Below are 12,914 nucleotides of genomic sequence, written 5' to 3' on the forward strand. Positions count from 1 at the left end.
GTAAATTCTGTCTGGCTAGATTGACTAAAAACGAGACAGAGTCTTATTTTTCTCGCTGAACAAACGATATTCCTCCTATAACTTAACAGCAGCCAGGAGGCAGGGATGGCCGGGGTTAACGGGGTTGGCAACAGCGGGAGTTATGACCAGACCAGGGTAAGTCATGATAACTCCGGGATAGAGGGTGACAATCCGAAACAAGCTGAAGAGACAGAAAATAAGACCGGCAAAAAGAACGGCTGGCGAATTTCCCACCTTCCATCACTCGGGCAAAAAGAGATAGCGTCTTCAGAACCGCCTGATACGTTCCGCTCCCTGTCGGAAAGGGCTGTGGAACCCGTTGAGCCAACCAGGCAAGTCAATACGGCTGCGGAAGTCGCCCCTGCCTCAGACAAAACCAGTAAAGAAGGTCTTGCTGATGCCTTGCCCGGTGTTGTTGGTGGGGGAGCAGGTGCGGTCAATGCAGCAGGGTCGGCGGTTGAAGATGGCAGCAACAGCAACGCCCCGGAGATTGTTGAGGCAATAGAAGGTTTTGGAGAGGTTGCTGCACTGGCAGGAGACGCCGGAGATATCTCAGCATTGACTGATGATTCCGCAAGCATCACTGCCACAGCGGGCGGAGGCACCCTGACTGCTACAGCAGGAGCCGGAAGGGATGCCGATAATATTGCCAGTTCAGCCAGTACCGAAGAGATCAGCGCATCCGCTGACACCGATGACATTTCCACCTCTACAGACGCCAGTGACTTCACCAGCCTGACAGACGCCGAAGATATCACCATTCTGGCAGATGCTGGCAGCGTCGCCTCTTCGACAGATACCGGAGACCTCTCTGCCCCGGTGGAGGTCAGCAAGCTCTCAGCCTCAGCAGATGTAGCAGATACTACCACCACAACAGACACCTTTACCTTTTCAGATGGCGTTGAATCAGAGCTTTCAGAAATTCATCAGGAGGCGCTTAATCAGATTGCCCCGGAAGACCTTCAGGCTTTCCAGCAGGAAGGCGTTTCATTTGATGACATCGAGTCGGTATTTACAGCAGCGGAAAATACATTTCAGAATCAACTGGATACCCATGACCTGGGTCAATTCAGCACACAGGACTTTGAGGCTTTGCAGGCGGAGTACAACACTCTTCACGATGCCTCGTCAGTGCAAAACAGTACCACAGCGCAATCATCAGTCATTGAACCGAACCCCTCCGAAGCCTCAGAGTATTTTGATCAACTGTTGGATCCTGTCAGTGTCGGCGTTGATGTTGGCGTTGGTATTTTATCACACAGCGTTACCCTTGGTTTTAAACTGCATAAGCTGTCAAAGCTTCAGCAAAGGAAGAAGGCATTTGAGGCGAGTGGTCAATTGGTTAAACGCTGGGGGGCAGACTCTTTTAATGCTAACGGAAAAGTAACAGCGCAGGATATGAAAGACTATGCGCTGATGAGCAAACTGGCAGGGAGCGAAGACACTAACGACCCTTTGCGCTCAGTACTGAGTGAAAATAAATGTCATTATGGTGATGACCAGCAGATTCTTAACTTAACAAATCAGCTCATAACGTTGACTGGAAACAAGCAAGACAGTTCCAGTAAGGAAGTCAACGAACGCTTAACCGAGTGGAAGAAAGAGTTTGAAACAAGGTCTGCTGAATTTAAAAAGAAGTTGGCAACTGCTGGTGCCGATAAAAATGATGCCCCTCTGAAATCAGCTCATCAATCAAAAAAAATGATGGCACAGTTTAATGATATTCTGAAACCTGTCGGTATTAAGATTGATTACTCCACGCCATTAAAGAAAGGAAAGTCTGCACTGGCATCAAAGCACAAGCTGGTTATCAATGAAAACAGGATTCACAGCTATCTGGAGAAATCCAAACAGCTCCCTGACCGCTCGGTTGTTAAAAAATATATTACCAATTACTCAGGTGACACCGAAACGCTGGAAGCATTTTCCAGCTATGAAGACCGGAAAATAAAACATCAGAAAAGTCAGGCCAGGTGGACTGTAGGGGCTATGGTAACGTCTGCCATTCCTGTTCTGAAAGCAGACTATCTGGTTCGTAGTGGCAGGGAACTGAGCGAACATAACTACCGAAAAAAGAATAATAACATCCTGGATGCCAAGCTGAATGCACTGGGTAAATCAATGGCCAGACACTCTGATGTTATCGATAACAGCGCCTCTCTTCGAAATACCCTGGAAACCGCAGTCGAGGTTATTAATGCCAAGAAAGACCGCACCGGGATAAAATCAGATACTGCCGCAGCCAATAGCACGATTGATGCGGTTGGTGGCGTTGCCGGTACCGTCGCTGCAACGGCTGCCCCCGGAGTTGGAAGCCTGGTGGCTGACTCCCTTGTCGGAGCTGCAAGGTTAGGGGTAACCGTGGGATCAGCCCTTAAACGACGGAGGATCGATAAAAAAAATCAGCAGTTTGGTCGGATTGAAACCAGGGTTTATTCGGAACTGAAACAAGTTCACAATAATGCTCCCAAAGGCAAAGAAGGAGACGCCGAAAGAAAAGCCATTAAAGACATTACTGGTCAGCTTTTCGACGTGTCTGAAAAGCAGGTGGCTCTTTTATTTAATCAGTCTGACAGGCAGGACCTGGTCTCCCAGAAAGGCATTATTCGTCTTCGGTTTAATAATTTCGATTCGACTAAGCCAGTGAAGTAAATTTTGATTGATCAGCCTGCCCTCTTGTTCGGTTGAGCAAAGCAGGCTGATGCACCACTGAAAAACGGGTCGCTTCAATCACTGCCCGTTTTTCCATAGTAGCTGGAACAAACGTTACATAAACATCACCGCACCCGGACCCAGAGGCAGGTTCAGCACACTCCAGACAATAAACATCACTATCCAGCCACCCAGGAAGAAGAAGGTGTATGGCATCATCATAGAGATCACAGTACCCATACCAATCTTGGGACCATTCTCTTCCTGGTAGCGAGCGGCAAAGCTGGCAATAATCGGGAAGTAAGTCATCAGCGGGGTAATGATATTGGTGGTAGAGTCACCGATACGGTAAGCCACCTGAGTATATTCCGGAGTAAAGCCCAGCTGCATGAACATTGGAATAAACACGGGTGCCATAATCAGCCACTTGGAGCTGGCACCACCCATAAACAGGTTAACAATCGCAGACAGAACCACCATAGCTACCGCCAGAGGCAGGCCGGTAAAACCGATGTTCTGCAACAGCTCGGCACCGGACACCGCAGCCACGATACCCAGGTTGGAGTAGGTGAAGTAAGACACGAACTGGGCAGAGACGAAGATGATCACCAGTACGCTGGCCATGGTAGACATGGACTTCACCATGCCAGTCACAACGCCTTCAGCACTGTCAAAGGTTTTAGAGGCAAAACCGTAAGCAGCCCCCGGAATCAGGAACGCTGCGGTCAGAATCAGAATAATGGACTGCATAAACGGTGAGTTACCCAGAATCTGTCCGGTGGCCTGATCACGCAGTGGCGCAGATTCAGGAATGATCAGGGCGCACAGCAGAGCGATCAGGGCAATGAAAGACCACTTGGCACTCTTCAGTCCTGCCAGTTCTTCAGGTGTCATGGCCTCTGCCTTTTCACCCATGTCACCACCGTAAGTACCCAGGCGAGGCTCAACAATCCTGTCAGTAACAATAGTACCCAGAACCGTGATCAGGAGCGTGGACACCAGCATAAAGTAGTAGTTTGCTACCGGTGTAACCATGTAAGTCGGGTCCATGATGCGCGCCGCTTCTGTGGAGATTCCTCCCAGCAGAGGATCAGTAGAACTGATGACCAGGTTGGCAGAAAAGCCGCCGGACACACCGGCAAATGCCGCAGCGATCCCCGCCAGAGGGTGACGACCAAAGCTCATGAAGACAATGGCACCCAGAGGCACCAGCACAACATAACCCGCGTCGGAAGCGATGTTGGACATAATACCGGCAAACACCAGAATAGGCGTCAGCAGACTTTTAGGGGTTGCCAGAACCAGGCGCTTCAACATAGCACTGATCAGGCCGGAGTGTTCAGCCACACCAACACCCAGCATTGCCACCAGAATAGTACCCAGCGCGGCGTGGCCTGTGAAAGCATTGATGGCGTTGGTAAAGATAAAGCGGACACCATCTGCGGTCAGCAGGCTCTTGATAGCCACCGTTGCAGGCACCAGTTCACCAGTGACACGGTCCATGGCGTCGTAGGTAACGGATACGCCAATAAGGCTCAGCAGCGCAGAAAGTACAACTGTACCGACTGCAAAATAGAAAAACATGATAATTGGATGAGGAAGCGCATTACCACCACGCTCAACAATATCCAGGAAGCGCTGAAGTGCTCCTTTCTGACCCATAGACGGGCTTGAACTCACTGCAGTGTTCATGAAAAATTCCTTATTTGAGGGAAATATCCCGCTGTTCGTATGAACACTTCTCCGGCTCAGCCAGCCGTTGTAAAAACCTTCGGTCTACCACTTGTTATAAGTGAAAGCTGTCTTGTGTAAAACGGCTTACACTTGCATTCGGTGGTTGAATATCCATACGGCGGGGGTTAGCTATTTTCCGCATATCATTTTCAGTGGTGCTGACATACGTCAATTTCACGTCGGTAAGACGTGTTTCTTTTGATTAAGCAGAGTAATAAAAGTGTTTATTTCTTAATAGCTTACCTATTTCAGAGTTATTTAAGGCGCATTCGTACGGATAATATACGGCTATTACGAAGCAGGGATGCCCGGAGTAACCGGACATCCCTGTTTAAAGACAGATGAAACGGATTGATAGTGACTTTCTGTTTACTCTGCCGCCAGACGAGCAATATTCACAATCACCTCAACGGCTTTTTCCATATCTTCCAGAGCAACAAACTCATAAGGGCCGTGGAAGTTGTAACCACCCGTAAAAACGTTCGGACAGGGTAAGCCTTTAAACGACAGGCGTGCACCATCCGTTCCACCACGAATCGGCTTGATAAGCGGCTTAACATCAGCGGCTTCCATGGCCCTCTGTGCCAGATTAATAATTTCCTTACGCGGCTCAACCATTTCGCGCATATTGCGGTAGTAATCTTTAACCTCAAGGGCCAGGGTTCCGTCACCGTACTGTTTATTGAATTCCGCTACCCTGTTTTCAATAAACGTCTTACGTCGTTCCTGGTTGTCTTTGTCAAAATCACGGATGAGCCACTGCATAGACGTTTTACTGACATTGCTGTCCATAGTACTGAGATGGAAAAAGCCCTGGTACCCATCGGTGGTCGCCGGTGTTTCATCTTTTGGCATGCTGTTGATGAATTCCGCAGCAATCAGCATGGCGTTCACCATTTTGTTTTTGGAATGCCCCGGGTGAACACTTTTGCCATAAACCGTAATCTGTGCCTGTGCTGCATTGAAGTTCTCAAATTGCAGTTCGCCCACCGGCCCGCCATCAATGGTATAGGCAAATTCAGCACCAAATTTTTCAACATCAAAATGGTTGGCTCCACGTCCAATCTCTTCGTCGGGCGTAAAACCAATGCAGATATCACCATGCTTAATTTCAGGGTGTTCAACCAGGTACTCAACGGCGGTGAGAATCTCAGCAATGCCAGCCTTGTTATCAGCGCCCAGCAGCGTTGTGCCGTCAGTGGTAATAAGGGTTTTACCCAGGCAGGTGTCCAGCTCGGGAAATTCAGCAGGCGACAGCGTCAGAGTGGTTCCCAGGGCAATCGCTTTGCCATCGTAATTCCTGATGATCTGCGGTTTGACATTCTCACCGGAATAATCGAACGCAGTATCCATATGGGCAATAAAACCAATTGGAGTCACCGACTGTCTGGTATTCGCTGGCAGGCGGGCCATCAGATAACAGTTGTCGTCCAGAGAAATATTCGACAGTCCCAGTGTTTCCAACTCAGCCTTTAGAAATTTCGCCAGCTCAAACTGTTTGCTGGTACTGGGTACCGTGTCGAATCCCGGATTGGATTGGGTATCAAATTGAACGTAGCTCAGAAAGCGGTCCAGAAGTTTGCTCATAGCGCTTTACAACTCGTAGCAGAGGCGTCAGCCAGATGGATTATGCCCACGTCCATGATGGGCGCCGGGCAGAGGAGTTCAGCATGCTAGTTCAGGGGTGGGGGGAATGTGTTGATATCAGTCAAAAAACAGCATGTACTGTTTGTGCGTGCAAGAGGGAGCGTCAGGCTAACGGTTTACTTTTGCTATGGCAGACCTACAATTGGGGGGGCAAAATGCAGCAACAAAAATCGTCAGGAACGCTGGCAATATTATAATCAGGGGGCTTTATGACCGCAGTAACATCTGCCAGTTCAGATCTTCAACAAACACCATTACACCCGTTACACCTTGAACAGGGAGCTCGCATGGTTCCCTTTGCTGGCTACGATATGCCTGTACAGTACCCTCTGGGAGTAAAAGCCGAACATCTGCATACCAGAAAACACGCTGGCCTGTTTGACGTCTCCCATATGGGACAGCTGTTTTTGAAGGGGGTAAAAGCCGGAAAATGGCTGGAATCACTGGTGCCTGTCGATATCATCGATCTGCCCACTGGCCGTCAACGCTACGCTCTTTTCACCAACGAACGGGGTGGAGTTCTGGACGACCTGATGGTTAGCCGCTTCGCCAGTGACTGCCTTTACCTTGTCGTGAACGGCGCCTGTAAAGAACAGGACATTGCCCATCTGCAAGCGCACCTCACCGATGATGTTCAGATTGAACGTCTGGATGACCGGGCTTTGCTGGCACTACAGGGGCCGGAAGCCGCTGAAGTGCTTGGACGCTTTGCACCGGAAGTGAGAAGCATGATCTTTATGGATTCCCGCCGGATTGCTATAGAGGGTGTCGAATGCTTTGTCAGTCGTTCCGGGTATACTGGTGAAGATGGTTATGAGCTATCAATTCCGGCTTCTGAGTCAGATAGAATTTGTCGTTTACTTCTGGAACAGCCCGAAGTTGAACTGATTGGACTCGGCGCCCGTGACTCTCTGCGACTGGAGTCCGGCTTATGTCTGTATGGGCATGATATAACTCCGTCAACCACGGTGGTTGAGGCCAGCCTGACCTGGGCTGTCAGCAAAGCTCGTCGTATTGGTGGTGTGAGGGCGGGTGGTTTTCCCGGTGCCGACATCATTTTCCAGCAGACAGGCAGTGAAGCGCAGGAAAGCAGGCGAGTCGGCTTACTGGGCAGCAGTCGTGCACCCGTCAGGGAAGGGACCGTTTTAATGAACGCTGAAGGCGAAACCATCGGCAAAGTGACATCCGGTACTTTTGGGCCAACGGTTGCTCGCCCTGTTGCCATGGCTTATCTTGCGAAAGACTATGCCAGCATCAATACTGAAGTATTCGCTTCTGTCAGAGGCAGGGCTCTGCCCATGACGGTCAGCGAGATGCCGTTTATTGAGCAGCGTTACTTCCGGGGCTGACGTTCAGCAACCAGCCCTCTCGATGACGGCAGCGTAGATATTGAATGACCAATATCAGGGAGGGCGTATTTTGCCTTATACCGGCGTGAGAGCTCGAGCTTACTTTCAGCAAAATAAGTTTTTTTTATTTACAGGTCGATCGTTCAGAAAAGGTAAGGTCCAGAATCTGATAATTGATTGCGGTTATGGGGTGTATTCAACAGAGATACCTTACAGTACAACGTTTTGTGTGCCCGGGGAGCTTCGTTTGCTGTTTTATTGTCTTCACGGGACGATTATGACTCCTTACCTGGCAAGCCCGATCCCTTTAATGCAGGGGTCGTTTGAAGCCTGTGAAGTCGTTTCCGGGAAGCAGCCCTGTTTCAACTATACACTGTGTCCCAAGGAGGGAGTCTGTCTCGGCAGTGTGGCGCACATCAGTGAGCAGTCGTATAAAATATACAAAGCAATCATTAAGGCTGACAGACTTGAGAGATCCAAAACCGGGGAAACGCGTGCTGCCAATGTGTACGATATCCTCTTACCGGCGGGTTTTGTGCAGCTGCGGGATGTGTTGACAGAGATAATATTCAGATTTCCCCATTACCGGAATATTCACTGTCTGTTTAGTCGGAAGGTATCAGGTGAGAATTTAACAGACTGGAACCCGTACAAACTTCCTTCACGTTTTATCCAGGGGCAAACGGGTCGTTGGGAATTTCTCGAAATAGACGATCTCGACTTTAGTCTTACTGATTCATAGGTGTTTTTTTGCATAGCTGATCCAAAGGTTACCAGTCAGTCAGGAGCCTGACCGGGAACTAAGTAATAGTTCTCAGTGTCCTAATTACGACTCTACCTGTTCTCATTGATTGCAACAGGCCAGGGGGGGCATTTTACCGGTGTGGAGCATCGTTAAATGGCAAAAGGCTGGCTTATAAGGAAGTAAGGTAACATGATGTCGAAACCATTAGGATCCCGGGCTTTATATCTGCTCCTGATGCTGTGCTGCGTGACTGGCACCGATGTTGTCTATGGTAATCATATTCCTGCTGCTAACCAGGTACTTTACCGACCTGCCAAGCCCCATTGCAAAATTCCTGACATCGACACCGCTGAGAATCTCAGGGTTGCTGCCCGGTACATCAGGTCAGGTGGCCTGGACAAGGTTAGAGAAGTCATCGAACAAGGTCTGCCTGTAAATGCAGTATTTGAAGATCAGTTTGGTATTCTCGGTCAGACGTACACCGCCCAGGTGGGCCTTTTGGACATGGCAGTCATGTTCAAAAAGCAAGATATTCTGGACCTGCTATTAAAGTATGGTGCTAACCCTGAGGGGTGCGGCACTCACGAACTCGATCCGTCGTTTCTCGCCATTATTAATAACGACTTCAAGTCTCTGAACAAGCTCACTGAGGCCGGTGCCAGACCTGATCAATGGATAGGGCCGGAACCGCTTCAGCAAACTGCTCTGCACTACCTTGTCAACCACCCAGACGCTTGTGCCAGTGAACCTGTCAGCCGGGAGGTTGCAGGATCAATGCAAGCACTACTCACCCACGGCGCAAATGTTAATGCCCTGAACGCTCTGGGTGAAACACCATTGATACAGTCGGTACAGAATTGCCAGTATAATTCAGCGTATACCCTGACCACTCTGCTATTGATCACCCATGCTGCTGACCCGTTTGTCCACTCCGGGAAAGGTCATAACATTTTTCACAAAATGGTTTCTCACGGTAATCTCAGTCGTAACAGGGATTTATGGCTATTACTGGCAAGCTACGTCTGGGCGGGTGGTGATAGAATGATGAAACTTGCCTCAGATTATCCCGAACTCCGCACCCGGTTGGATGCGATTCAGGCAGACATCTCCTCTCCAGAGGGGGTTTTAGACTGGTTCTGGAAGCGGACGTATTCATACGGCACACTGCAGGATCATGTCTCCGGTATGGTTGATATTTTCAATGACCAAAGGCTCATCAGGCGTGATCCCAATAAAGTACGCAGCCTTGTAACCTGCCGCAAAGGTTTCAAATGTTTTACCCCTCTGCATTATGCCGGCCAGACGCTTCTGACTCCCCTGGCCATGGAGTGGCTGAATTGGCTGGGCAGTGACTTTTCAGAACTCAGTGATGAAGGCGATACGGTGCTGCACTACGCTATCAAGCACCATCAGGCCGATAGTCTGGATATTCTTGCGCCCTATTTTATTGACCCGATGCAGCGTAACAGTGAAGGCATGACCAGCTTTGATGTCACCCTGGCCTTTACCCACGATGAAGACAGGCAGGCGGTGTTTGGCAGCCTGTGTAGAATGCCTTCAAACAGTGATGAACCCGAAGTGTGCGGTGCTTACTTTGACCAGTTCAATGCCCGTTGCGCACAGTTAATGGCACCGGAAAACATCACCTTTTCTGCTGATCCGGAACGGCAACAACGTTACCTCAGCAGCTTTGCTGTGAAAAGCTGCCTGGGCAGCGGTGACCAACCGCTCAGCTCACGACAAAAACTGGAAATACTGACGGAAACTCCGGACACCACTTACCAGCGCATTAATGCTCACGTTACCGCCAGGCTAAAGCCAGAATATCTTGATCGCAGGGTTGACTGGCACTCTCCAGCCAGTTTGCACTTACAGCAATTGCAGAGTTTTGCCCAGCTGAAACACTATCTGATGTATGATCGCTCACCGGAAAAAGGTCATATCCAGACCTGGCTGGTTCAGCGGGACGATCCAGCGCTGTTTATGTATACCCTGACCATGGGTATGAAACCTGCGATCGTTGATTCACCATGCGATTTGCCGGAACAGCTGGCTTACTTGTGCCAGTCACCCATTGCCGCCATTAACAACACAAACTTCAGAACCTATAGCGCACTGTTATCACTCTATGGTTACTATGACTTTTCGGCTTTGCCAGCTCAAAATCAGTATAAGGATTCGTGGCTTTATCGTGCTGTTCATAGCAGGGAAAAAGTTTGGGTAGAGCAGCTTCTCAGCACGGGTGCTAACCCTAATGCCTTTATTTCACGGGACCAGTTACGCTATTTGCCAAAAAATATAAGAGAGCAACTGACCTCAATGTCGTCCTGTGGACTTTTGGCGGACGCACTGCGCTTAGAGAAAGACCAGACTGAAGCGACTATGTCCAGGCTGCTGTTATTATACGGTGCCAGTGTTGACCCTGTTATTCCCCGTGGTTGCTCATCCACAGTAACCGATCTGCAAACCCCCCCCCTCGGCTGGGCCGGACGCATTAAGGACCAGGAGGTGAGTAAGCTGCTGAACTATTTTGACCCGGCGGAAGTGTCCCGTCGTGCCTGGAGCAACAAGCCTGCTAACGAATGGTATACAAACCAGCAAACGGCCACCAATGCTCTCAGCCTGACCTCGGAGCAGTATTCCCTGATTCCGGGTAATGAGGTACAAACACCACTCTGTACCTGTTTGGGGCTGCAAAAGATAGTGAAAGAGAACCAGCCATTGGCTGCTTCCGAAAACCCGTCATTTGCTCCTTACTGTCAGCAGCTGACAGGCGAACTGCCAGAGGAAGTTAAACAGTCGATTTGCAGTCCTGCTGTATTTCATTAGTGTTTTTAACTTTTAACTTTTAACTTTTGGCTATTAGCTGTTCATAGTGACCAACAGCCAACAGCCAACAGCCAACAGCCAACAGCCAACAGCCAACAGCCATGGAAGCTTATTTGACTTCCAGAACCTGCTCCTCAATCTTTTGTTTCCAGATTTGCGGGCCGGTGGTGTGGACAGATTCTCCGGTGTGATCAACCGCCACGGTGACAGGCATGTCTTTCACTTCAAACTCGTAGATCGCTTCCATACCCAGATCCGGGAATGCCAGAACTTCAGCTTTCTTTACGGCCTGGGAAACCAGGTAAGCAGCCCCACCCACGGCAATCAGGTAAACGGATTCATTGTCCCTGATCGCTTCAATGGCCGCGGCACCCCGTTCCGCCTTACCAATAGTTCCCGCCAGACCACCTTTTTCCAGCAGGGTACGGGTAAATTTGTCCATTCGGGTAGACGTGGTTGGGCCTGCCGGGCCAACCACTTCATCACCAACCGGATCAACCGGACCCACGTAGTAAATGAAACGGCCTTTCAGATCGACAGGCAGTTCTTCGCCACGCTCCATCATCTCTACCATGCGCTTGTGTGCGGCATCGCGACCGGTGAGAATTTTACCCGACAGCAGAATGGTATCGCCTGGCTTCCAGCTCTTGATGTCGTCGCTGGTGATCGTGTCAATATCCACCTTCAGCACACCTTCGCTCATATCCAGTTCCACTTCCGGATACTCATCCAGCCCCGGCGGCGTCTGGAATACCGGACCATTACCGTCCAGGGTGAAGTGTGCATGGCGGGTGGCAGCGCAGTTTGGGATCATCGCTACCGGCAATGATGCGGCATGAGTTGGGTAGTCTTTAATCTTGATATCCAGAACCGTCGTCAGGCCACCCAGACCCTGGGCACCAATACCCAGACTGTTGACAGCCTCCATAATTTCCAGGCGCAGCTCTTCAACGCGGTTTTGTGGGCCACGTTCGCGCAACTCGTGGATATCTACCGGGTCCATCAGAGACTCTTTGGCCATGACCATGGCCTTCTCGGCAGTGCCACCAATTCCGATACCCAGCATACCCGGAGGACACCAGCCCGCCCCCATGGTTGGAACTGTTTTCCTGATCCACTCAACAATATCGTCAGATGGATTGAGCATAGCCAGTTTGGACTTGTTTTCAGAACCACCACCTTTGGCAGCCACCTGAACTTCCACCCTGTCGCCTGGCACCAGTTCAGTATGAATAACAGCGGGGGTGTTATCTCTGGTATTCTTGCGGGCTCCGGCGGGGTCCTCCAGCACTGAGGCGCGTAAAACATTGTCCGGATGCGTGTAAGCCCGGCGAACCCCCTCATTTACCAGGTCATCCAGAGGTTTGTCAGTATCAAAACGCACGTTCATTCCGACTTTCAGGAAGATGGTCACAATACCGGTATCCTGACAGATCGGGCGCTTACCCATGGCACACATTCTGGAGTTAATCAGAATCTGGGCCATGGCGTCTTTTGCCGCTTTAGAAGGCTCCTTCTTCCATGCTTTGTGTACGGCCTGAACAAAATCAATTGGATGATAATAGGAGATAAATTGCAGAGCGTTAGCAACGCTCTCAATCAAATCTTCTTCGCGAATAACAGTCATTAATGCTCCCCGGCTCCCACGATCGTTCCCTTGATGTTTTGGTAAAAAGACGTTTTGGCAAAACACCAGGCAACTTTTTAAGCAACACTTTTTAAGCAACACTTTTTAAGCAAAAGTAGTCTCTCTAAAAATTACGGCTTTCGCCTTTATAAAGGCAAAAAGACACTACCGGTCGAATCAGAACCGATCAGGCGGCGTATTGACCACTAATTTTTAGCGCATAATACCAACAATTTTCTGGTCGAAGCATTGATTGATAACAATATACCTTCGACCAGTCCTTTCTTTGTCTGTAAGATATCCTGATCTT

7 protein-coding genes are annotated in these 12,914 nt (G+C 49.7%); 4 read left to right on the plus strand and 3 right to left on the minus strand.

Translation table 11 applies throughout. The features are described 5' to 3' along the window. Positions 1-105: 105 nt before the first annotated feature. On the plus strand, positions 106-2,673 hold the full coding sequence (locus NX720_RS22120) for a hypothetical protein (RefSeq protein WP_262597566.1): 2,568 nt from the start codon (positions 106-108) through the stop codon (positions 2,671-2,673). 114 nt (positions 2,674-2,787) lie between these two features. Here NX720_RS22120 and NX720_RS22125 read toward each other — a convergent pair whose 3' ends face one another. Further along, positions 2,788-4,365 carry an AbgT family transporter gene (locus NX720_RS22125; protein WP_262597568.1) on the minus strand — a complete coding sequence of 526 codons (1,578 nt, stop codon included), beginning with the start codon at positions 4,363-4,365 and terminating at the stop codon, positions 2,788-2,790. Positions 4,366-4,776: 411 nt separating this feature from the next. Continuing rightward, positions 4,777-5,994 (minus strand): peptidase T, encoded by a 1,218-nt coding sequence (gene pepT, locus NX720_RS22130; RefSeq protein ID WP_262597570.1) that lies wholly within the window; start codon positions 5,992-5,994, stop codon positions 4,777-4,779. A gap of 269 nt (positions 5,995-6,263) precedes the next feature. Here pepT and gcvT point away from each other — a divergent pair, with 269 nt between their 5' ends. The 3 genes from gcvT (at position 6,264) to NX720_RS22145 (ending at position 10,977) form a co-directional block, all read left to right on the plus strand. Continuing rightward, positions 6,264-7,403 carry a glycine cleavage system aminomethyltransferase GcvT gene (gcvT, locus tag NX720_RS22135; RefSeq protein WP_262597572.1) on the plus strand — a complete coding sequence of 380 codons (1,140 nt, stop codon included), beginning with the start codon at positions 6,264-6,266 and terminating at the stop codon, positions 7,401-7,403. 190 nt (positions 7,404-7,593) lie between these two features. Next, a complete protein-coding gene (locus NX720_RS22140; protein ID WP_404831020.1) occupies positions 7,594-8,145 on the plus strand; it encodes a putative adhesin in 552 nt (183 codons plus the stop codon). 192 nt (positions 8,146-8,337) lie between these two features. Beyond that, a complete protein-coding gene (locus tag NX720_RS22145; RefSeq protein WP_262597576.1) occupies positions 8,338-10,977 on the plus strand; it encodes an ankyrin repeat domain-containing protein in 2,640 nt (879 codons plus the stop codon). 109 nt (positions 10,978-11,086) lie between these two features. Here the strand turns inward: NX720_RS22145 and NX720_RS22150 are convergent, their stop codons facing one another. Further along, positions 11,087-12,604 carry a fumarate hydratase gene (locus tag NX720_RS22150; protein WP_262597577.1) on the minus strand — a complete coding sequence of 506 codons (1,518 nt, stop codon included), beginning with the start codon at positions 12,602-12,604 and terminating at the stop codon, positions 11,087-11,089. Positions 12,605-12,914: the final 310 nt, after the last annotated feature.

It is taken from the genome of Endozoicomonas euniceicola, from assembly GCF_025562755.1.
Classification (GTDB): domain Bacteria; phylum Pseudomonadota; class Gammaproteobacteria; order Pseudomonadales; family Endozoicomonadaceae; genus Endozoicomonas_A; species Endozoicomonas_A euniceicola.

Coding starts and splice junctions, on each gene's coding strand:
- NX720_RS22120 (WP_262597566.1), top strand. CDS start 106: ATGGCCGGGGTTAACGGGGTTGGCAACAGCGGGAGTTATGACCAGACC.
- NX720_RS22125 (WP_262597568.1), bottom strand. CDS start 4,365: ATGAACACTGCAGTGAGTTCAAGCCCGTCTATGGGTCAGAAAGGAGCA.
- pepT (WP_262597570.1), bottom strand. CDS start 5,994: ATGAGCAAACTTCTGGACCGCTTTCTGAGCTACGTTCAATTTGATACC.
- gcvT (WP_262597572.1), top strand. CDS start 6,264: ATGACCGCAGTAACATCTGCCAGTTCAGATCTTCAACAAACACCATTA.
- NX720_RS22145 (WP_262597576.1), top strand. CDS start 8,338: ATGATGTCGAAACCATTAGGATCCCGGGCTTTATATCTGCTCCTGATG.
- NX720_RS22150 (WP_262597577.1), bottom strand. CDS start 12,604: ATGACTGTTATTCGCGAAGAAGATTTGATTGAGAGCGTTGCTAACGCT.